Raw genomic sequence first — 21175 nt, 5'->3', positions numbered from 1 at the left:
TCCCCGCCGCGCCCGACGTGCCGGCCAAGGTCCTCACCCACGGGACGGGAAAGGCCCACCGCCCGGGGGCGCGGTGGGCCTTCTCGGTGGGTTGGGCATCAGGGGTTCGTGGCGTCGGCGGGTAGGAGACCGAGGCGGAGCGCGCGCAACTCCCGCATGGTGTCGGCGCGGGCCTCCTCGACGCCGACGGTGAACGGGTCGTCGCTGCGGTCGCCGGTTTGGGCGTCGAGGCGGGCGGTGATGGCGTCGGCTTCGGTGAGCACGGCACGGGCGAGGGCGCGCATGGCGCCGGCGATTCCCGTCCAGCCGGTGGCGATGGCCAGTTGCGCGTCTGCGCGTTCGGCGTCGGTGAGGTCGTGGCGGTGCGACCCGACGACGTCGTCACTCGCCCCCACCGCAACGACCGACGACCGAACGCGGTTGCGGTCGGGAGGTTGTGGCTCGGTGTCTGCGACCGGAGCCGGAGAGCCGGTCCGGCCGGGCCGCACACAGGGCGACTTGGACGACGCTCTGCGCCGCGCGCGGTCGCGCCCGCCCGGCCGTGGCCCGATGTCGATGTGGGGTTGCACGGCGGATCGCCGGGTGCCCTCCCGCTCGCGACGGTCGGATCGTCCGTGGGACGAAGGCGACCGGGACCTCCGTGGATACGCGGTGATCGCCCGGTCCGCTCGCGCCGGCCGTGCCCGCCGTCGCGTGCGTGGACTCGGACGAGCGGTGCGCTGATCAACGCCGCCCGGCAGATGGGGCTTCCCTCGAATCGACGGCGTCGTCGTCTCGGGCTTCGCCCGACGAGGTCACCGGCCGCGGTCGCGCATCGGCACGCCCACCGGAAAGCGGTACCCGAACGATGGTCAGTGCTTCGGTGTCCAGGACGTACTCCTCCTCGCCACGGCCCGTGTTGTGGGCGAGCAGCGCGCGGGGCGGGGCGGGGCGATGGTGCGGTACAGCCTGCCCGTGGAGGGCCGGCGGGCGGCGGTGCCGGTGGCGTATCCCTCGGCGACGGCGCGGCGGGTGGTCCACGACCAGTCGGCCCGGCGCTCGGGCACGCTGCCGCGCCGGAGTTCGACCGGGGAGGTCGGGCGTTCGGCGGGTCGGCCGTCGGCGGTGAAGCCGGCCGCGCCGAACAGGGCACGCCAGGCCGGTCGGTCGAGGGTGGCGTCCGGGTACTCGGCCATGCTCCACACCCGGCCGACGTGAGCAGCCAGGGTGCCGGCGTCGATCGCCTCGCCGAACCAGGCATCGAACAGCAGTGCCGGCCCGTCGAGTCGGCCGGCGCGCAGAAGCAGGTCGGCGAAGCGCTCGGCGCCGAGCAACTCGCCCCGTGTGGAGGCCCCGGCTACCGCGGCGAATGCCTCCGCCCCGAGGTCGCGTACCCGGCCCCGGAGGGTCGTGCCCTCGGCGGGCCGGTCGGGCGGCGGGTGGGGGGTGTTCGTCACGGGTGGTCCGTTCGCTCTCGTCGGGATCCGGGGGGCGGTGGGTTCGGTAGCGGGCTCTCGCCGACGGGCGCGGCGGAACGCGGGGGCCCTTCGCCTCGGGGATGCGGGGCCCGGTCGCGGTGCCGGGCCGGTCGTGCCGTCACGTACCGTCCTGGGTCTCGGGCGGCAGCGCGCGTTCGAGGGCGAGGGCGACGCCTTGGAGGACGTCTTCGCGGGGGCGCCCGGTGGCCTCGCCGAGTTGGGCCAGGAGTTCGGCGATGACCAGCAGGTGGGCCGCGCTGGATCTGCTGTGCTCGACGCTCAGGTGATGCAGCGTCGATCTCGCGGCGGCCTCGTCGCGGGGCGACAGCGACGTCACGTGGAGGGTGATGGGTTCCACCGCGTTGACCCGCGCGACCATGTCCCAGCGCCCGGACGGCGGGGTGTTCGTGTCGCCCAGGACCGTCACCGTTCGCAGGACGCGGGCGACCAGTTCACGGGCCGGCGTGGGCTCCGCTCGCGGGGGTTGCGGCGCGGTCCCGGGACGCCACACCAGCAGCGAGGCGTCGTCTTCCTCGTCGGGCTCGACGTGGTAGCCGGCGGCGCGCAACGCCACCGCGTAGCGGCCGACCTCACCGCGCCCGGCGAGGGACTCGGACGCGCACGCGAGGGCGAACGGGCCGTCGTCCTCGCCGCCCTCGACGACGAACCCCCCGCGACGATCGGAGAACTCCCGGCATCGCGCCCACCGCAACACCTTGCGCACCCGCTCCGCTTCGCGATCGCGCACGGTCCACAACGGCCGACCACGCCGTCCGTAACCGAACTCCGGCCCCTCGACCCGCCGTCGACCCCACATACGCCCGACACTAGAACGCGGCTCGCCCCCGCGTGCGCGAAAACCGACACCGGGAAGCGGTGTTCGGTCGCCCTGCGCCCGGTCGCGAAGGCGAACTCGTGGCGGTGGGAGCGGTCCCGTCGTGCGAACGCGTCGTCGATCGCCTCCGTGAACTCGTGGAGCGTGTGCGCGGGACCGACCGCGAACACCCGCCCCGGACGCGGCCACAACACACCGCCCGGGCCGCCACCGATCAACTCGACCCGCACCGACCACCACACACCCGAGCCCCGCATTCCTCCACGCCGTGCCACCGGGTATCGACCCGTCCGGACACGTCGACTCCCGACCGGACCAGAACCACGCCGGTGGCCGCGCGGATCCAAGCCCCCGGGGTCGAGCACGCCACAAACGGCGCCCCGTGGCGTCCCCTGCGTCGGCATCGCGCCCCATGACGGCCGCGGACCATCCTCGACGACCGTGTGCCGGTCGTCAGTGGGGCATGGTCGGTTCGGGGTGCAGACGGATGCCGAAGGTCGTTTCGACGTCGCTCGCCAAGCCGGCCAGTGCGTCGGCGAACGCGGTGGAGGTGGCGTGCTCGCGGGCGACGAGGGTGAGTGCGCGGTGGGTCGAGCACCAGATGCCGGGGCCCAGCGGTGAGTCGGGTCGGTGTCCGAGTTGTTGGATCATCCAGCCCGCGCTGGCGCATTCGCTTCCGTCCGAGGTGCGGTGGACGGGTCCTCCCGCCGCGCGTATCGCGGCGGCTTGGCTCGCGGCGACGGGTGGGTTGAGGAAGACGGAGCCCACCTGTCGGGCATCGGGACCGTCGGCAGGAAGGAGGAGTCCGCGTGCTTTGCGGTCGGCCACTACGCCGGCGGCGGCTTCGGCCAACGGTGGGGTCGCCCCGAGGGGGACGTCGAGGGCTCGGGCCAGGTGCGAGTAGGTGATCGGAGCGGCGTTGGCGCGTGGGGTCAGGCGCAGGGTGATGTCGAGGATGGTGAAGCGGCCCGGTTCGGTTTTGAAGCGGCTGGTGCGGTAGCCGAATCGGCATTGTGCGCGGGTCAGGCGCACGGTGCGGGCGGTGTGGTGGTCGTGGGCGGTGAGGGTGGTGAGGGTGTCGGCGATTTCCTGTCCGTAGGCGCCGGCGTTTTGGACGGGTGCGGCGCCCGCGGTGCCGGGGATGCCGGTGAGGTACTCGATGCCGGTGAGGCCGTGGGCGACGGTGTGGGCGACGAGTTCGGCCAGGGGTTCGCCGGCGCGGGTGGTCACCTCGACGGTGCCGTGGGGGCCGTGGGTGGTGGTGATGCCTCGGGTGGCCATGATCACGGCGGTTCCGCGGTGTCCGGCGTCGGGTGCCAGGACGTTGCTGCCGCCGCCCAACACCCATGGTCGGGCAGGGAGTTCGGCGAGGAGGTCGGGCCAGGTGGTGGGGTCGGTGTGGACGAGGAGTCGGTCGGCGGGGCCGCCGAGGCGCAGGGTGGTGTGGTCGGCGAGAAGGTCACCCATGGTGAGCCTCCGGGTGGTGGGGGGTCAGGTGGTGGTGAGGGTTTTGCGGGCGAGGGTGCGCAGCGGGGCCAGGCGCGGGCTCGGGGGGCCGTGGTAGACGGCGTTGGTGCAGATCGTGATGTAGCGGCCGGTGGTGGGGGTGAGGTACAGGCTGGTGCCGGTCCAGCCGTGGTGGTAGACGGCGCCGTCTTGGGCGACGAGCCAGGCGAGTCCTCGGTCCAGGCCGGGTTCGACCGGTGCGTGGGGTGTGCGGGAGGCGGTGAGCCAGGTGTGGAGCGGGTGTTCGGGGTCGAGGAGGTGTTGCGCGTAGTGGGCGAGGTCGTTGGCGGTGGTGAAGGTGCCGGCGTGGCCAGCGGTGCCGCCGAGGAGGGCGGCGTTGTCGTCGTGGACGCCGCCCCAGATCCGGGGTGCCGCCGCGAGGCGTTGTTCGGTGGGGGCGACGTGCGGAGCGCGCGTGACGGGTCCGTAGGTGGTGTCGGCCATGTCGAGGTCGGTCCACAGTTCGGTGGCGAGTTCGTGGAGTGGTCGACGGTGGACGTGGGTGAGGGCGAGGCCGAGGAGGATGAAGCCGCGGTTGAGGTAGCGGTGGCGGCCCGGGGGTTCGTCGAGGGGTTCGCGGCACAGGAGTTCGGCGAGTGGGGTGGGGTTGCCTCGGTAGCGGTCCAGGCGGGTTTCGGCGCGTAGACCGCTGGTGTGGGTGAGGAGTTGGCGAATGGTGGCGTCGGCTCCGGGGGCGTCGCCGGTGATCGGAGGCAGATAGGTGCCGACGGGGGTGTCGAGGTCGAGGAGACCGGTGTCGAGGGCTCGGCCGATCAGGGGCCAGGTGGCGATGACTTTGGTGAGGGACGCGGCGTCGAAGGCGGTGTGTTCGGTGGGTGGGGCGTCGCCGCATTCGGGTGCGACGACGCCGGCGGTGATCGTGTGCCGCTGCCCGGCCGACGTTCCGCAGACGACGATGCCGCCGGGGCTGCCCTGCGTGGTGACGAGGGTCTCGAGGGCGTCGCGCAGGGCCTGGATGTCGGCGCGGGTGAACGGCGTCGGGCTCATGGGTGGGGGTTCTCCGGGGTGGTGAGGGTGGCGTGGGCTCCGAGGGCGGCGAGGGTCGGCAGGAGCCGTTGGTAGCCGCGCCGCAGGTGGTGCATGCCCCGGAGCGTAGACGTCCCGTCCGCCGTCAGGGCGGCGATGAGGTGGGCGGTGGCGGCGCGGATGTCGTCGCCGCGCACGTCGGCGGCGTGGAGACGCACGGGTCCGCGAACGCGGATGTGGGGGCCGTCGGTGCTGACGTCGGCGCCGAACGCGCGCAGGCCGGCGACGTGTGTATCACGGCGGGGGTAGATCGCCTCGGTGATGCTGGAGACGCCGTGGGCTTGGGTGAGCATGGCCGTGAGTTGGGGCTGGGTGTCGGTGGGCAGGCCCGGGTGCGGGGCCGTGGTCGCGCTGATCGGGAGGAGTCGGTTGGGGGCCAGGACGGCGACTGCGTGGTGCAGGTCCGTGAGGGTCACCCCGGCGGCGCGCAGGGGGGTGGTCAGCCCGGTGGGTAGGTCTTCCAGGGTGATGCCGTCGAGGAGGACGTGGCCGCCGGTGGCGGCGCAGGCCATGGCCCAGGTGGCGGCCTCGATCCGGTCGCCCGGGATGGTATGGGTGCCGCCGGTGAGGCGGTCGGTACCGGTGACGTGCAAGCCGTCGTCGGCCCAGTCGATGGCCGCGCCGGCTGCGGCGAGGAACGCGGCGGTGTGGACGACTTCGGGTTCGATGCTCGGGTGCGTGATCAGGCTGCTGCCGGGTGTGCGGGCGGCGAGCAGCAGGGCGGTGACGGTGGCGCCCATGCTGGGGCCGTAGGGCGTGTTCACGTCGACCCGGAACGGCCGCGGGCCGCGTGGGTCGAGGACGGCGCGGATGGTGTGGCCGTCGTCGGTGACGGTGGCGCCGGCTTCGGTCATCGCGGCGAGGTGGCGGTCGATCAGGCGGGGGCAGAACGCGTCTCCGCCCGGCCGGGGCATGCTCACGCGGCCGGCGCGGGCCAGGATCGCGGCGCCCAGGATGGTGCTGATGCGGACGCGGCCGCCGAGGACGGCGTGGATCTCCGGGGTCGGGCGGTCGGTCGGGGTGACACGGAACTCTCCGTCGGTGTGGTCGGCTTCGGCGCCGGTGTGGCGCAGGATCGCGGCGCACACGTCTGTGTCGACGATGGCGGGCGCGTTGTGCAGGACGGTGGGTCCGTCGCACGCGAGGGCAGCGGCGTAGAGGTGGAGGGCGATGTTCTTGCCGCCCTGGATGGTGGCGGTGCCGGTGAGCGGGGTACCGCCGGTGATCCGCAGGACGTCCGTGGCCCCGATTGTCGTGGTCGTGGTGGGGTGTGTGGTGGTCATGGGGCTCACCTGATTCGGGTGCCGCGCGGCAGGACGCCGCCGACGTGGTTGCGGGGGAGGATCACGGTGTGGGGGCCGATGAGGGTGGCGGGGCTGAGGACGGTTGCGGCGGGGAGGGCGACGCCGTCGCCGATCACCGCGCCGAACTTCGTCTGACCGGTGCCGATGCGCGTGTCGTCGAGGACGAGCGTGATCTCCGTGGTGGCGGGCTCGGTCACCGGGCCGGTGACGCGCATGCCGGTGGTGGTGCAGAACGCGCCGACGTTGACACCGTGGCCCAGGATCGAGTCCCCGACGAACGCCTGATGCACCATCAGCACCCCGCCCGCCAGGAGGCTGCGGGTGATCTCCGCGCCGCCCGCGACCCGGCAGTTCGGGCCGATCACGCTGTGGTCGCGGATCACCGCGCCGGACCCGATCACGGCACCGGCGCAGATCAGCACGGGACCCGCGATCGTGGCGCCGGCCTCGATCCTGACCCCGTCCTCGACGCGGACCGCGCCGCTCAGGCGCGCGTCGGGGTGGACATCGGCGGTGTCGGCGACGGCGGCGGTCAGGTGGTCCAGGTCGGCGGCGATGGTCGGCTTGACGTCGAACACGGTGGCGCAGCGCGCCAGGACGTCGCGGATGTAGTGATGTGGGGTCCGGGCGGGGTCAATGTAGTAGGCGGGGGTGAGGCGTTCGTCGGGATGGGGCGAGGTCGGGGTGCGCATGGTCGCTCCTTGGCCGTGGGCCGGGCGGCTGTGACCGCCTCGGGCGCGGCTCGGGACATGCGGTGCCGCGCGGTCCCATCACGCCTCGAACCGGACCCCGGCGTCCCGACCGGGAACGCATGGCGCAAACCCTTTGCATGTTGTGCAAAGCGGTTCGTCGTGGGGGTGTGCGGGTGCTATCACTGGGAGTTCCCGCACCGGCAGGCGAGGAGGTCGTTCGTGGCCACCGTCAGGCAACAGCATCAGCGTGCGGGTTCGGGCATGCGGGTGCGCCAGGCCCGCGTGGCGCGGGCGTGGACGCTCGCCGAACTCGGCCGACGGGCCGGGTACTCCGCCGCGCAGGTCTCCCGATACGAACGCGGCCTCGCGCCCTTGACCGACGTCACGGTCATCCGGCGGTTCGCCCACGCGCTGGAGTTGTCGGTCGAGGACTTCGGACTCGCGCCCGTGCCGGCGTTACCGGGATCGCATCCGGCCACGCGTGGATCGCTTCCGGGGCTGCCCGGTCCTACTGTGGTGCGCGAGAACCCACGAGAGGGCGAGAACGTGCGCAGACGACGCCTGTTGGCGAACCTGGCGGCCACCGCATCCCTCCCCCTCGTCGGGGCCGGCGGTGCGCGGACGCCGGTGTCGGGTGATGTCCTGCTCGCGCGGGTGCGCGATGCGATGCTCGGTCTGGACACAGCGCCGCCGACGACCACCACGGCGCGGGTGCGCGGCGCCTTGGCCGTGGCCATGGGCGACTATCACGCCGGCCACTACAGCGCGCTCGCGGAACGCCTGCCGCGCCTGGTCGCGGCCGGCCACACCCTCGCCGACGACACCGCGAGCGCCGAACACCAGGCACTGCTCGCGGAGGTCTACGTGCTGACCACGCGCATGCTGATCAAGCTGGACGACGTCCAGTTGGGGTGGATGGCCGCCGACCGCGCCCGTGCCACCGCCCACGCCGGGAACAGTCCCCTCGTCGCCGCGGAGGCCGCCCGCAACCTGGCCGTCCTCGCCCGCAAGGCCGACTGGCACGAACAAGCCATGCGCATCGCCCTCGACGCCGCCGACCACCCCACCCTCCAAGGCCCCTCACCGCGCTACGCCGCCGAACGCGGACTACTGATCCAATCCGCCGCGTACACCGCCGCACGGGCCGGAGACCGCGACGGGATGCGCGAACTCACCGACGAGGCCGCCGCCATCGCCGCCCGCCTCGGCGGGGTCATGCTCCGCGACCACGGCGGCGGCTTCGGACCCACCACCGTCGCCCTCCACCGCATCTCCGCCGAGAACGCCGCAGGCGACCCCGGCGCGGCCATCACCGCCGCCCGCACCATCACACCCGCCACCCTGCCCACGGTGGAGCGCCGCTGCCGCTACTACACCGACATCGCCACCGCCTACGCCCACTGGGGACGCCGCGACCAAAGCCTCCACGCCCTCCTGAACGCCGAACGCTGCTCCCCCGAGGAAACCCACACCCGACCCGCCGTCCGCGCCCTCGTCACCGGACTCCTCATCGGCGCACGCACCACACCCGAACTCCGCGCACTCGCCACACGCTGCGCCATCACCTGACCATCGGCGAAGCGCGGCCCGGACCAGGCAACCGGCCGGATCGGTATCGCCGGCCTGCCCACCTGTGGCAGCTGCATGGGCTTTGGCGATCAACTCGCGGTGCACGGCTGCCGCGTTCCCGCCCGAGAGTGCCAGCCGGGGTGGGTGTTGAGCGATCCGATGGACGTCTTCCTCGAGTCCCCTCGGGGGTTGGGCGCGCGGATCGAGCGGCACGTCCTGCGCAACCCGGGAGACTGGTCGGCCGAGGAACTTTTCGACCGGTTGGGCGCGTTCGAGGCGCCGGACGCGCGGTTCACCCAGTTCCTCGAGGGCCTGCTGTCGGGGGACGTCGTTCCCGACGAGGCGCGACAGCGTACGGTCGCCGCCGGCATGAACCGTCACCTCGGCGCGGCGGGGGCGGAGCTGCGGGAGGTGGGCTCCGAGGACGGCTATCCGGTGTTCGCGCTGGTGTCGACGCGGTCGGGTCGCGGCCGGCCGAAGAACCTGATCTTCGCGTCGGCGAACAAGCCCGACATCCGGTTCCGGGACGCCATCGACAACGACATCGAGATCGTCGGCGACACCGGGGACGTCCTGGTCTACGACCGGCCGATCGGCGCCGACGGCATCCGATGGAGCGACCTGCAGGCGTGGTGGCCCCACACGCACCCCGAGTCGGGCGACGAGGCCGCGACGAAAGCGGAGCTGTACGCGCGGCTCCGCAAGAGCGTCGACGACGCGAAGTCGCCCCCGCAGCTGCTTCTGTTCGACCTCTACCACGACATCGTCGGCCACGACGGCGGACTTCCCCGCGCTGCTGCCCGAGGTCTGGCTGCACTGGGACCCCAAGACCGTCCACGCACGCGGGGTGGACGCGCTGTTGCGGTTCCGCATGGACTTCCTGCTGCTCCTGCCCCGCGGCCGACGGGTCGTGATCGAAGTCGACGGCAAGCACCACTACGCCGTCGGGGACCGCGCCGACCCGGCCACGTACGCGGCCACCATGCGCGCCGACCGCGATCTCAAACTTGCCGGATACGAAGTCTTCCGCTTCGGCACCCACGACCTGCGCAGCCCCCACCAGGCGGGCGAGACGGTCCGACGGTTCTTCGCGGACCTGTTCACTGCGTTCGACGTCACACCCTGACACGGTGACCGGCACCGGTCGAACCACGGCGCGGCGCAAGGCCGTCGGGGTGGGAAGGCCCGGTCCGAGCCCTCGATGTGGTCGATTGCGCAAGCGTGCGCTCCGGGTTCGAATATGCCGCGTAGATTCGCTCATCTACAGCAGGGGGGTAGATGAGCGACGACACCGACGACACCTCGACTCCCGAGGGTCTGGAGCGCTTGGATGCTCGCAGGAGTGACAAGAGGGACTTGGTCGACGGGCAACTGCCGATGACCGCTCGCGAGGAGCAGATCAGCCTCGCGTTCACGCGGATGATCACGTACGCGGCCGGGTGCGCCGTCAAGACGCACGACACCGACTACGAGGGTGTGGATCTCACCATCGCGTCGTCGGTCGAGTACAGGCGGATTCTCGGGCCGCAGTTCGATCTTCAACTCAAGGCGACGATCCAGCACAAATTGCTCACCGAGGAGCACATGGCGTGGCCGATGAAGGTCAAGCCGTTCCGCAAGCTGGTGCGGGGCAACGACGGTAAACGGCACATTCCCGCCTATCTCGGGGTGCTCGTTCTTCCCGAGGACGCATCCGAATGGGTCGTGGTCGACGAGAATCGTCTGATCACGGAGAGCCGGATGTTCTGGCAGGCGGCTTCCGCTTTCCCCGGTGGGACGACGTCCAAGCTGACGCAGACCGTCCATTTGCCGAGACGTAACCTGTTCACCGTCGAGCACCTGCTCGGCATCATGGAGACTATCGGCGAGAGCGAGAGGTGGTCGTGATGGGCGTTGCCGAGCTCGACGGCTACCGCGAGGTGGCCTCCACCCTCACGCCGACCGCCGTGTCCCAGTTCCTTGCCTCCAGGGACTGGGAACTCGAGGCGCGACAGCCCGACGTCCGCGAGATCTGGCGCCTGGTGTCGGCCGGCGGCGCGGTCGAGGGCCGGGTCCTGGTTCCCCTCGCCACCGGCTGGGCGGACTTCAGGCAGCGGTTCCAGGAGACCTTGGAGTCGCTGGCCTACATCCACGACTGGGACGCGCAGGAGCTGTACGAGCGGGTCGTGGGCACGCACGCGGATCTGTTCTTCGTGCGGCTCGACCAGGCCATGACTGACGGGACCATCCCGTTCCACCAGGCCGAGAAGACCATCGAGGCGCTCTACAAGATGATCCGCGCGGCCGCGACGACCACCGCCTCCCCCGCGCATCCGCATCGCGGTCGGCTGCCGGCCGGCGTGTCCGACTTCCTGGACGACAACGTGCGGCTCGGACACACCAAAAGAGGCAGCTTCGTCTTCACTCTCGTGACCCGGCTGGGATCCCCCTCCGCGCCCGATCGCGCCGACGACGGTCCGTCGCAGGATGCCGTGCAACCGTTTCCCCGACGGGTGATGGAAACCCTGGCGCGCGGTCTGGAAACCACGGAGCGCCTGAGTCGCCGATGGGACGAGAGCGTGATCGAGAACCCGGGCGGTCAGGGGGTGAGTGCCGGTCTGATCGAGTCGTTGGAGGACATCGTCGCGCCCCATCTGCGCTCGCTGAACCTGTCCTTCGAGTGGGCCGCCGCCGCTCCCCGCCCCGACGTGGGACTGGCGACCATCGTCTTCGATCGCGACGTGATGGTGGAACTGCCCCGCGTCCGCGAACGGCTCGTGCGCCGGGAGGAACCACCGCGGCAGGAGACCCTGGTGGGGGTGGTGCACGGCCTGCAGCGCGACGAGGCCGGCCCCGACGATCAGGACGCCGCGTCGGTCATTCTGGTCGCCGAGGTGCGCGGCAGAACACGCAAGGTCCACATGACCTTGTCCGGCGCGGACCACGAATGGGCGGTCATCGCGTATCGGCACAAGGTGCCGTTCACCGTCACCGGCATGCTGGCCTTCGAACGCCGGGCATGGCGACTGACCGAGGTCGAGGTCGACTCCAGCTTCCTGCGCCACACCTTGGCCCGGGGAAGCAACCCGTCCGGCGACACCGAGCCCGTTTAGGTTCCCCGGCTGAACGACGTCGCGTCGGGCGTCGGCTGTGACCCGGGCCCTCGTCCGGGTCACAGCACGCAACGCCGGACCCCTGCAGACCACAACGACATCTCGAGGTCGAAATTCCTTGAGCGCACGACTCTCCGGGCCGCGGCCGGGCGGTGATCCGACCTGATCCACAGGCATTCGCTGCGGAGCGTGGCGCCGCCGCGCTGGCCCAACGACGTTACCGGCGCGTCATTGCGCGAAACGGCGGGGTGCGATGCATCACTGACGTAGCGTCGAGGGCGGTCGCCGGTGCCTGGAGCGCCGGCAGGAGCCGGTCCCAGAGGCCGGAGTCGGGAGTACCGCCATGCCTATTTCGTCGAGGCCGGACCCGCGCCCGGTGGTGTACACGATCCGGGACCGTGACAACCGCATCGTCTACGTCGGCCGCGGCCGGAGCGAGGACCGCGCTCAGAGCCACGCGGCCGACACCCACAACGCGAGGCTCGCCGCCATCCTGGACACCCCCGGCTACACGATCGACGTCGCCGAGATGCCCGACCACGCCACCGCCGCCGTAGTGGAGAGCATCCTGATCGACGTCTTGTCCCCCGGCGTGAAGGCGAAGCTCGCCAACGTCCGCCGGGAGAGGTGGCGCTTCACCCCGCTCGGCACACCTCCCGAATACGCCCACCGCCTCGGTATGGAGCCGCTGACGGTCGCCGACCTCGGACGGAGCCTGAACGGAGTCTTGATCGTGTTCCACAGCTCCAAGCCATACCGGGACCTGGACCGACCGCGGGCCGACGCCGGCGGAACCGACCCGGCAGTACTCGCCGAGAACACCGTCCGCTGGTGGCAACTCGGCCCCTGGGCCCGACAGTGGGCCGCCGACCCGCAGACCGCGCCACGTGCCGTGGTCGCGGTCAAAGGTCCCACCGCCCGCCGCTACGTCCGCAGCGCCATCGCCACCGACCCCGCCGGTTGGACCACCGCCACCCGCGAAGGCGCGTCCTACCAGATCCCCACCATCCACAACGGTGACACGTGGACCCACGACAATCTCGACCACGCCCGGCTGCGCGGCCGGCTCGTCCACGACGCCAAGTTCAGCAACCGCGCCCAGGACCTGGTCACCTGGGTCGACTCCACCGGCACCGCGCACCACCAGTCCTGACCCGCCACGGCGCCGTGGCATATGCGCCGACGTGCCCTCACGGGCGGCGTCCGGACGACCGGTCGGGAGGGCTGGATGGGCGAGAGGATGCGTCCTCGTGACGTGTTGCCGGTCCGTGCGCGCTCGGCGGTGGAGGCCTTGACCGGGCCGATCCACCAGATCACGCCCGTGGAGGGAGGCCATCACAGCGATCTGGCCGTGCGTGTGGACACCGCGACCGGGCCGGTGTTCGTCAAAGGACTGCGCACGTGTGACCCGCACGTGGCGGCACAGCGGCGCGAGGCCCTGATCGGGGAGAGCGTGGCGGGAGCGGGCCCGCAGGTGTTGTGGCGGCTGTTGGTCGGGGGTTGGGATCTGGTCGGGTTCGAGTTCGTCACCGGCCGTCACGCCGACTATCGCCAACACTCCCGGGACCTGGACCTGTTGGCCGACACACTCACCGCACTCGCCGGTCTTCGGCTGCCCGCGGTGGAGCTGCCGTCGGCCGGAGAGCGGTGGGCGCGGTGTGCTCCCGCCGGTCTCGGCGAGGCGCTGGCGGGGTCGACGTTGTGCCACACGGACTTCAACCCCGAGAACGTCCTCGTGGAGCCCGACAGGGCGGTGCTCGTGGACTGGGGGTGGGCCGTGCGGGGGCCGGCCTGGTTGGACCCGGCGCTTGTGGTCGTGCGCCTGATCGCCACGGGCGGACAGTCGCCCGCCGCCGCGCAGGCGTGGGCGACGCGACTGCCCGGCTGGCGCGGCGTGCCCGATCGGGTGCTCACCGACTTCGCCGAAGCCGAGGCCCGCTACTGGGCCGGCATCACGAGAGGCAGACCGGCGCCCTGGTCCCGCGCGCTGGCGGAGGCCGCCCGCGCGTGGGCCGCGCACCGCGCGCTCTAACGGCTCAGCGATCCCGATCACGCACGCCCGACCTGCCTCTCCGAGCGATGGTGGCGACCGTGCCCGGCCTGCGGAGCTCACGACGTGCGGGCCCTGTCGACGTGGGCCGGGCGCAGGTGGGATTGGGGACCGGCGTGGGTCAGCCCAGGTGGACGGCTCCGACGCGGACGGCGTCGACCAGGCGGTGCAGGGGGTCGATCAGGTCGCCGGAGAGTTCGATCCGATGGTGGGGTTCGAGCGCGTCGGTGACTGTGAGGACGGGCCCGGCTCCACGGCGGCGGACGACCAGGTAGCCGTTGCCGTTGATGTCCACCGCCACGATCTGGCGTACCTCGATCCGGTCGTCACGCTCGTGGAACAGCCGTTCTCCGGCGGCCCGTGACTGCTCCATCGCCTCGTCGAGCGCCGCGTCCGGTACCGACCATGCCTCGTACATAAAGGCGATGCCGGCAAACCCGTCCGGGGCGTCCGCGACGCGCCGTGCGGGGGCGCTGTCGGGCGCGGGCTGCCGCAGGCCCCATCCCGCCAGGACGTCGGCCGGATTCCGATCCTCGCTGCCTCGCCACCGCCGGGAGGGGACCACCCGCAACTCGATCACGCCGACGTCCATGGCCGGCAGGTGAAGAGCCCACAGCGTCGGCTCGCGGTCCCATCCCCGCCGCTCGCCCTCCCGGGCTTCGACCGCGAGCAGGGCCGCGGCGAGCGCATCACGTTCACCGTCCCCGGTGAGGGCCTCGACGGCGGTGAACAAGACCTTGCGACGTTCCATCACGATTGGTGCCGGCTCCGAGTCCGCAGACGGTGACCGCAGGCGGTGGCAGGCGGCCGGGCAAGCGTACGGGCAACGAACTTCACCGAGGACAACCGGGTCTTATCCATCGATCCCACCCCTGTCCCTCGGGCGTACGCGGCAGAGCCACGGTCGGTCACGGTGCCGCGGAACCGTAGGCGAGGACATGCGGAGCTCTGTACGCGTGGCAGCCGCGCGGGCGTCCTCACGGCAGCATGGGAGCGGTCGCTACCTGCGGCGCGGCGGCAATGCCCCTGTCGGCCGGCGACCGAAGAAGGGACGAGGTGGAGCGCCTCGCACAGGGGTGCTGTCGGTACACACGCACGCGGCCGTGCAGGCCCTGAAACCGGTCCGATCCTTGCGGTCACGCCGCGGAGGGAACACACACGGCGCGCTCGCCGTGCACGCGGACACCGCCGACGACTCGGCCTTCGTCGAGGGAATGCGCACCGACGAGCCGCCGGCGGCGGCGCAGCGGCGGGGTGGGCGCGGAGGCGGGGTGGCGGTTGCTCGGCAGCAGGAGAAGTCCCCGGCGAGCACGTCCACGACCCACCACGGACCCGGACGTGGCGCGACGGCGAAACGGTGCGGCTTCTTCGTCGGCCTGCCGCGGGAGGTCGGCCGCCCCGGCCGGTGTTGCGATGGGGGTCGGCGCCGTCGGCGAGCGGCATGGTGATGGCCCCGGTCTCTCCGGGCGGGATGACCTTGAGGCCCGTGAGCCCGACGCCGCAAGGGGCCGGGCGATGTCGGCGCGCTCAGGACCCGAAGGACCGAGGGCACGCGGTGCCCGCCCGTGCCGGGCCGACGAGGTAGCGGATGCCCTGATTGTCGGCGGGGTTGGTCCAGAGGCTGTTCCCGAACACCGTCGCCGCCCTCTTCGTGTCGCCGAGCCTCCACCACGTCAACCCGAGGCCGTGCAGGGCCCGATGGAACGGCCGGTTGTCCAACTCGCCCCAGGCCAGGACCCCGGCGAACGCCGGCGGCAGGGACAACTCGGCGACGGCCACGGCGCTCTGGTAGAACCCCAGGGCCTCGGACAGCGCGGCCTCGTCGGCGTCGGCGCGCTCGAACGCGTCGCCGCCGAGGTGCGCCCAGCAGTCGAGTTGCCGGGGGTCCTCGCGCACCGCCGCGAGCAGCGCGGCGCGGTAGGCCCGATCGTCCCCGGTGGACTCGCGCAGGTCCAGCGCGCGGTCGACGGGCGGTGGGCCCTCGCCGACATACGGGTCGGGCATCCGGTACGCCGGCCGCGCCCCCGCCTCGCGCACGGCCCGCCACCACGCCCACGACGGCGTGCCGCCGAGGTCGGCTGCCGTGGAGGGGCGGGCGCCCCACCCGTGTTCCGAACGCGGGTCGTAGTCCCGCCCGTCCGGGCGCGCCGGAGTGATCCCGGCGTGGTGGATCCGTTCGAGGATGCGGCGGGTGTCGCACCGCGCGTACCGGTCGGTGATCTCGGACAGGTACACGTACCGGCGGCCGCGGGCACCCGGCGGCCCGTCCGGCGGCGGGAGCGTGCGTCGCAGGCCGTCGAGCAGGTCGGACAGGACGTCCTCGGCCCGTTCGTCGGTCAACGGCCACGACACGCCGAACGCGCGCGGGACCTCGTGCACGGGGTACCAGAGCGAGGCCTCGTCCAGGCCGCTGCGCCGGGCCAACATCGTGCGCAGGTCGTCCTCGCCCACCGAAGTCCCCACCGCCATCGCGCACTCCCCGCTCGTTCACGACGCTCGGGCGAGCGCACCGTGTCCGGAGCGTAACCGGCGCACGCCCACCGGACCCGCGCTTCGAGGAACCGCAATCCGCACGAGGGACGGATGTCGCGGGTCAGCCGCACCCGGCCACCTGCGGGAACGGTCAGGAGTTCGTCGGAGCCGTCGAAGTGGGGCGTTGGCGACCCGCGTCCGCCGGTCACGCCTGAGGCGCGCAGCGCTCCAGAAGCCGCTCGCGTTGCTGGACCCCCAGGCCCCGGCACCCGCCGGCTCGTAGAGATCCCCAGTTCGGCGAGCAATCGGTCCGCGCGCGCCTTCCCGATGTCGGGGAGGGACTCGAGCAAGGCTCGGACCGGCATCCTGCGCACCGCCAGGGTGTCGGTGTCCAACACCTCGCGCAGCGAGATCCTGCCGCGCTTGAGTTCCTCCTTCATTGCGGCTCGCTCCTTGCGCACGGCGGCGGCCTTCGAGAGCGCGGCCCGGCGCTCCTCAAGACCGATCACGGGCACGGTCATCGGTTTCTCCTCGCGTCATCCGATCGCAACCGGCCCATCACGGCCGCATGTTCGTGGCCTCGACCAGCAGCTTTACGGATGATGCCGAAAGACCTCGATCCCGCGACCGGGCGGACCCACGCCGCAATGGAACCGATCGCGTCATCCGATGCCGTCGGCGGGAAGCTCCCATTCCACGACCCTCGCCGCTTCCCGACACCGCTTGGACCGGCCACCCCCCTCCTCCGCGCACGACACCACATGACTCGTCCCGATCTGCGGGTCGGCGGCGTCCAACCGCACATCGACGTCCACGTGGGAGACGGGGCGAGCCCGTCCCGGCCGAACGCGTCGCGCAGCGCGGCCACGACGACGTCGCGGCGTCGCGCCGGGAACTCTGCGGTGTACAAGGGTGGTCGCGTGATCCGGAGCCGGCGCACGGTCTTCCACGCGGGGTGGCTCGTGTCGGGGACCTCCAGGCGCAGCCCGTCGCCGTCGAAGTTGGCGCGCCAGTGGATACCGGCTCTGGTGGCCTTGTGCGGGCGTCGGCGTTCGGCGGGTGAAGGGACGGACGCGGTGGCTTCGAGGGTCATTGCCGTCTCCGGTGCGGCGCGGTGGTGCCCGCGCGAGCGGGAATGGTGAATGGGGTGGCCGCCCGTGCCCGGGATGGCCGGCGCGCATGCCGGACCGGGGGATGGTGCAGGTGGCGCGGAGGCAGTCGGTGGGGTTGGGGTGGGCGGCGGGCGGCCCCGGGGTCAGGCGCTGTCGCCTTCCCAGTGCAGTCGCCCGTCCCGGCGGGTCGGCGTGGACGTAGTGGGAACGTCCGTCCGGGTAGCGCCATTGCCGGCGTACAGCGCGACTCCGTCCGGGTAGTGCTGCGGGCCGTTGCCGATCAGGACCATCCACAGTCCGTCGAGCGGGCCGCCGACCGCTCGATGCCGGGGGTGCCCTCGGGCGGGGGCGGGTCGCCGAACTGGTCCTGGCCGTACCAGCGTCGGGGTGTCGTTGTCGTCATGGGGTTCGGTTTGGCCGGCGCCCCCGACCGGCGGGGCGCGAAGCGGGAGTTCGAAGCAGCCGGGTCCGGATCACCGTGTGGGGCGAGGATGCTGTTCCCGGGGCGGATCTGTGCGCCGGTCGTGGCGTCGACGGGGCGGCGGTCGGGTTCGGCCGGGTCGTGCAGCTCGCCACGAAGCGGATTCCGGGTCGGGACGGTCGGTTCCGCGTCGAGTTGCGCGCGGCGGCGTTCGTGGTCCTCCAGGGTCACGCGCCCGGCCACTCCATGCGGACGACGATCCCCTCCCAATCGGCCAGGTCCTCCGCGGCCCAGGTCCAACGCTCGGTCTCCGTCGCGTCGGGCACTCCGGAATCCTCGACGTACACGGGGTGGTCGGCGAGCACGTCGGCCGCGTACTCCAGGGGAACGCCGCCGTGTTCGACGGCCCAGCCCCCCACACGGCCAGTGCCTCGACGAACGGCGGGATCTCGACCGGGAAGGCGCCGTGTCGCACGGTGCTCTGTCCCTTCGGTGCTGTGCCGCACACGCGGGAAGCCGGGCCGTTCGACCGCAGTCGGCGCGAGGGGTGCTCGGGTTCGCCGGCCTATCTCGCGGCCGGCCGACGGCGTCCGCGTCGGGCGGGCCCGCGCTGAGGGGATCAGACCGCGGGCGGCACTCGCGGCCCGTCGTCGGACGGCTCACCGGGCTCGCGACCTCGTACCAGGCGCAGCGCCGGGCGTGGCTCGGTCGCGGCGATGTCGGTGTCGGCGCGGAGGAGGTGGGTGCGTCGGTCGGCGGCGTTCTGGCGGACGAGGTGTGCGTGGTGTTCGGCGTGGCCGGGCGGGGGTGCGGCGGCGATCAGGGTGAGCAGGTATGGGCGGCCGCCGCACGTGCGCAGCAGGCCTTGGTCGTCGAGGTCTCGGGCGATGTGTTCCGGGTCGATGGTCCGGCCGTTCTCGCGGCGGGTGGCGAGGGTGGTGAACAGCATTTGGTGGGCGGGGCGGTGGAGGTCGTGGGCGTTGAGGCCGACGTACTCGAGGATGTCGTCGATCACCGTGGGGTCGAGGAGCATGGCGCCGAGCATCGCCTGCTCGGCGGGGATGTCCCCCGTGTCGGGCGGCATTTGGTGTGGGGGTTCCGGCGGGCCGTCGCCCATGGTCGGTGTCCTGTGCGTCCGGTGCGTTTCGTGCGGGCGGGGCGTAACCGGGGTGGGCGTGTGCGCCGGCGATGTCGTGGCCGGGGCGGTGGGCTCCGGGGTGGGACGGTCGGGTGTGGTGGGTGGTAGCGGTGCGTTCGGCGTCGCGGGGATTCTTTGGTGAGGGTCGGCCTGTTCGGGGCCGCTGTGTGGGGGCGGACGGCGCGAGGAGGTGTGTCGGAGTGCGGTGTCGCGCAGTTCCAGGGCTGCTCGGGTCAGGTCTCGGGCGAGGGGGCCGGTGGCGGTGACCGAGGCACGCAGCAGCAGGTCCGCGAGTTCGTCGCACCGGGCCGCGGTCATCGCGACGGCGGGAGGGCGATCATGGCGCGGGAGGGGGTTCTCGGCGGGCGCGGGTCGCTCGCCCCGGGGCGCGGGAGCGGGTTGATCCGGCGCCGGATCCCTGTCGGGTGCCTTGACGTGCGGTGCTTGGAGGGTCGTTCGGGTGCGGCCGTGCGTGTGACGAGCCCACGCTTCCCGGGCCGTCATGATGCGGGGTTGGCGGGCGTCGCACGGTTGCGCGTGTGTGCGCGTCATGTCCTTGATGGACTTCTCCGTGGTGTCCTCGCATTGCCATCCGCAGGTCCTGCAGTGGGCGACGTAGCGTGCCCTTCCGGGGCAACGCGGGTCGAGCGGTCGTTGCCGGTGCTTGCCCTTGCCCGTGCGCGGGCAGGGTGAGCCGTCCGCGTGCTCGGCCCGGATCTGTCCGTCGAAGACGGTGACGAATTCTTCCCTGCCGTCTGCGTGTCGGACGATGGTGATGGGCACGTGCGCTCCTTCCGAGGCGGTCGTGGGCGCGGTCGTCGTGCGCGATGGGTGTGGAACGAGGAGTCGGGGTCGACCGGCGGGCGGGAGGTGTCGGCCCCTCGTCGGCGAGCCTCTCCGAAGAGCCGTCACGGCCACAGCCGCGCAGCGCGAGGCGATCGGACCCGTAGTCGCCGTTCCCGCGTCCTACGTGCGCTCGGGCGGAAGAAAGCGGGATCCGAGGACCGCGCGGGTCCTCCAGGGCCAAGAGGCGGCGTAGTTCGCAGGCTTGGCGGCGTGCGTGCAGTGCGGCCCGGTATTGAGACGCGGCCAAGCGTTTGTCGGGCTCGAGGCGGGCGAGGCAGTCGTGGAGGAGCGCCTCGCGTTCGCGCAGCGCGGCCGGATCGGGCACGTCGAGCGGTTCGCACGCGTGTTGCGGCAGGGCCGCGAGTTCCTGAAGCGGGGTCATCCTCTCCAGCATGTCCGAAGCCTCGCGCCCGCTCCAGGCGGACCAGTACTCGCCGCCCTGGTCGTTGATCCACGCGTCGAGCTGTTCCGCGAGTTCGTCCGGGTCCGACGAAGGCAGCCGCGGCAGACCGTCCCGCCCCGTCGACAACCTGGCCCAGTCCGTCACGGTCCTGCCGTACACGCGGCGCATGTGCGCCTCCTTGTGACCCAGGGCGCTGCCGATGTCCGGCCAGTCGGCACCGCAGGTGCGGGCGTGGATCACGGCCGAGGTGACGACGGCCGAGCGGTTCGATGCGTCACCGCGTTCCTCGTCCGGCTCCTCCGCCCCCAGGCCAACCGCCTTGCACCACAGCTGTATCGCGGTGAACCCCAGCCACAGGCGGGTCAGGCTCACTGCGGTGTAGGGCGCGTCACAGACAGCGCGCGGCACGGCGTCCTGAGATGGTGCGAGGTCCATGTGCGCAGCGTAGTGAAGACGAACCCGCAGTGACGCCCGGATGGCAGCGCAAACATCGATCGCATGGCGCCGGCGGCCGGAGACGTCTCGCGTGCGTCGATGGGGTGTCGGTACGCGAGTCGAGCCGAGGGCCCGTGATCGTCATTGGACCGTCCGGGTGAGACGCGTCCACTCCGGAGTGAAAACCAACCGTCCGGATGCGTCGGCGGAAGTGCCCGCTTCTAGGGTCGGAGCCAGGCGGCCGAGCCCGGCCCCGACACAAGGGAGATCCGGGTGGACGTCATCGCGGCCAGACGACTGTTCCTGCTGGACAAGGGCGCGCGTTCCCCGGACGTCGCCAAGACGAAATGCCGCACCTGCAAGAAGAACCTGGTCAAGGACCGGACCCTGTGCGACGTCGCCGCCGGCTGGTGCGAACGCTGCGTGGATCGCGCCTTCCCAGGGATCGACACCCGGGCACGCGCGTACGCCGAGGCGTTCCTCGCGCGGTGCGACCGGTTCCCGCTCAACGACCACCACCTGGCGGCGAAGGCCAAGGAGTGGCCCGACTCCGAAGTCCTGCTCGCCCGGTACAGCGTCATGACCGGAGCGCTGCAGGACATGGAGGTGCTGCGGGCGGGCAGCGCACCGGCCTTCCCCGGAACGGCGTGGCAGCCCCGTCTGGCCACCGAGGAGGAACGGCGCCGCGAAGGGGCCTTCGACTTCCCCGTGTACGTGCAGTGGGACACCAAGAAGGCTGACGCGGGCACCGGACTGTCGGTGCCCATGGACGACGTGCTGTTCTGAGGGGAGCGCT

At 72.2% G+C, this 21175-nt stretch carries 21 protein-coding genes and 2 pseudogenes; 10 read left to right on the top strand and 13 right to left on the bottom strand.

Going from position 1 to position 21175, the window contains the following annotated elements; genetic code table 11:
* Positions 1-98: 98 nt before the first annotated feature.
* The 7 genes from ACMXN5_RS50125 to ACMXN5_RS50095 all read right to left on the bottom strand — a co-directional run bounded on the left by ACMXN5_RS50125 (position 99) and on the right by ACMXN5_RS50095 (position 6841).
* The gene (locus ACMXN5_RS50125) at positions 99-395 is read right to left on the bottom strand and encodes a hypothetical protein (protein ID WP_439681713.1); all 297 of its coding nucleotides are present in this window, start codon (positions 393-395) and stop codon (positions 99-101) included.
* Positions 396-851: 456 nt separating this feature from the next.
* Entirely contained in the window at positions 852-1436 is a 585-nt protein-coding gene (locus ACMXN5_RS50120) for a hypothetical protein (protein ID WP_439681712.1), read from the bottom strand.
* A 139-nt stretch (positions 1437-1575) separates the two neighbouring features.
* Positions 1576-2205: a hypothetical protein gene (locus ACMXN5_RS50115; protein WP_439681710.1), complete on the bottom strand. Its 630-nt coding sequence runs from the start codon at positions 2203-2205 to the stop codon at positions 1576-1578.
* A gap of 540 nt (positions 2206-2745) precedes the next feature.
* Positions 2746-3759: a UDP-N-acetylmuramate dehydrogenase gene (locus ACMXN5_RS50110; protein WP_439681709.1), complete on the bottom strand. Its 1014-nt coding sequence runs from the start codon at positions 3757-3759 to the stop codon at positions 2746-2748.
* Between the two features lie 24 nt (positions 3760-3783).
* On the bottom strand, positions 3784-4806 hold the full coding sequence (locus ACMXN5_RS50105) for a serine hydrolase domain-containing protein (RefSeq protein ID WP_439681708.1): 1023 nt from the start codon (positions 4804-4806) through the stop codon (positions 3784-3786).
* Positions 4803-6128 (bottom strand): UDP-N-acetylglucosamine 1-carboxyvinyltransferase, encoded by a 1326-nt coding sequence (locus ACMXN5_RS50100; protein ID WP_439681707.1) that lies wholly within the window; start codon positions 6126-6128, stop codon positions 4803-4805. The genes ACMXN5_RS50105 and ACMXN5_RS50100 overlap by 4 nt, the downstream gene beginning before the upstream one ends.
* A 5-nt stretch (positions 6129-6133) precedes the next feature.
* Positions 6134-6841 carry a hypothetical protein gene (locus tag ACMXN5_RS50095; protein WP_439681706.1) on the bottom strand — a complete coding sequence of 236 codons (708 nt, stop codon included), beginning with the start codon at positions 6839-6841 and terminating at the stop codon, positions 6134-6136.
* 219 nt (positions 6842-7060) lie between these two features.
* On the opposite strand from ACMXN5_RS50095, the gene ACMXN5_RS50090 reads away from it, so the two are divergent.
* From ACMXN5_RS50090 to ACMXN5_RS50060, 7 genes and pseudogenes are all read left to right on the top strand, one after another.
* A complete protein-coding gene (locus ACMXN5_RS50090; RefSeq protein ID WP_439681705.1) occupies positions 7061-8410 on the top strand; it encodes a helix-turn-helix domain-containing protein in 1350 nt (449 codons plus the stop codon).
* Between the two features lie 75 nt (positions 8411-8485).
* Positions 8486-8887: pseudogene (locus ACMXN5_RS50085) on the top strand (hypothetical protein); the annotation flags it as partial.
* 370 nt (positions 8888-9257) lie between these two features.
* Complete coding sequence (locus ACMXN5_RS50080; RefSeq protein WP_439681735.1) at positions 9258-9536, top strand: hypothetical protein; 279 nt, start codon at positions 9258-9260, stop codon at positions 9534-9536.
* Positions 9537-9688: 152 nt separating this feature from the next.
* Positions 9689-10297 carry a DUF4365 domain-containing protein gene (locus ACMXN5_RS50075; protein WP_439681704.1) on the top strand — a complete coding sequence of 203 codons (609 nt, stop codon included), beginning with the start codon at positions 9689-9691 and terminating at the stop codon, positions 10295-10297.
* On the top strand, positions 10297-11502 hold the full coding sequence (locus ACMXN5_RS50070) for a hypothetical protein (protein ID WP_439681703.1): 1206 nt from the start codon (positions 10297-10299) through the stop codon (positions 11500-11502). The genes ACMXN5_RS50075 and ACMXN5_RS50070 overlap by 1 nt, the downstream gene beginning before the upstream one ends.
* Before the next feature lie 343 nt (positions 11503-11845).
* Positions 11846-12655, top strand: coding sequence for a hypothetical protein (locus ACMXN5_RS50065; RefSeq protein WP_439681702.1), 810 nt, complete (start codon positions 11846-11848; stop codon positions 12653-12655).
* Between the two features lie 75 nt (positions 12656-12730).
* Complete coding sequence (locus ACMXN5_RS50060) at positions 12731-13534, top strand: phosphotransferase (RefSeq protein WP_439681701.1); 804 nt, start codon at positions 12731-12733, stop codon at positions 13532-13534.
* A gap of 139 nt (positions 13535-13673) precedes the next feature.
* Here the strand turns inward: ACMXN5_RS50060 and ACMXN5_RS50055 are convergent, their stop codons facing one another.
* From ACMXN5_RS50055 to ACMXN5_RS50045, 3 genes and pseudogenes are all read right to left on the bottom strand, one after another.
* Positions 13674-14303 carry a hypothetical protein gene (locus ACMXN5_RS50055; protein WP_439681700.1) on the bottom strand — a complete coding sequence of 210 codons (630 nt, stop codon included), beginning with the start codon at positions 14301-14303 and terminating at the stop codon, positions 13674-13676.
* A 776-nt stretch (positions 14304-15079) separates the two neighbouring features.
* Positions 15080-16021, bottom strand: a complete 942-nt coding sequence (locus ACMXN5_RS50050; protein ID WP_439681699.1) for a hypothetical protein — start codon at positions 16019-16021, stop codon at positions 15080-15082.
* Positions 16022-16335: 314 nt separating this feature from the next.
* A pseudogene (locus tag ACMXN5_RS50045) lies at positions 16336-16485 on the bottom strand (integration host factor, actinobacterial type); the annotation flags it as partial.
* On the opposite strand from ACMXN5_RS50045, the gene ACMXN5_RS50040 reads away from it, so the two are divergent.
* Complete coding sequence (locus tag ACMXN5_RS50040) at positions 16412-16627, top strand: hypothetical protein (protein ID WP_439681734.1); 216 nt, start codon at positions 16412-16414, stop codon at positions 16625-16627. The pseudogene ACMXN5_RS50045 and the gene ACMXN5_RS50040 overlap by 74 nt on opposite strands.
* 789 nt (positions 16628-17416) lie before the next feature.
* On the opposite strand, the gene ACMXN5_RS50035 is transcribed toward ACMXN5_RS50040, so the two are convergent.
* The 3 genes from ACMXN5_RS50035 to ACMXN5_RS50025 form a co-directional block, all read right to left on the bottom strand.
* Positions 17417-17788 (bottom strand): hypothetical protein, encoded by a 372-nt coding sequence (locus ACMXN5_RS50035; protein ID WP_439681698.1) that lies wholly within the window; start codon positions 17786-17788, stop codon positions 17417-17419.
* A complete protein-coding gene (locus ACMXN5_RS50030; RefSeq protein WP_439681697.1) occupies positions 17785-17976 on the bottom strand; it encodes a hypothetical protein in 192 nt (63 codons plus the stop codon). Before ACMXN5_RS50030 ends, ACMXN5_RS50035 begins: the two co-directional genes overlap by 4 nt.
* 200 nt (positions 17977-18176) lie before the next feature.
* Positions 18177-19478 (bottom strand): DnaB-like helicase N-terminal domain-containing protein, encoded by a 1302-nt coding sequence (locus ACMXN5_RS50025; protein ID WP_439681696.1) that lies wholly within the window; start codon positions 19476-19478, stop codon positions 18177-18179.
* Between the two features lie 455 nt (positions 19479-19933).
* Here ACMXN5_RS50025 and ACMXN5_RS50020 point away from each other — a divergent pair, with 455 nt between their 5' ends.
* Positions 19934-20128 carry a hypothetical protein gene (locus tag ACMXN5_RS50020; protein WP_439681695.1) on the top strand — a complete coding sequence of 65 codons (195 nt, stop codon included), beginning with the start codon at positions 19934-19936 and terminating at the stop codon, positions 20126-20128.
* 524 nt (positions 20129-20652) lie between these two features.
* A complete protein-coding gene (locus ACMXN5_RS50015; RefSeq protein WP_439681694.1) occupies positions 20653-21165 on the top strand; it encodes a hypothetical protein in 513 nt (170 codons plus the stop codon).
* Positions 21166-21175: the final 10 nt, after the last annotated feature.

Source organism: Embleya australiensis (genome assembly GCF_051903075.1).
Classification (GTDB): Bacteria; Actinomycetota; Actinomycetes; order Streptomycetales; family Streptomycetaceae; genus Embleya.
This window is presented reverse-complemented; position numbering and strand designations above follow the sequence as displayed.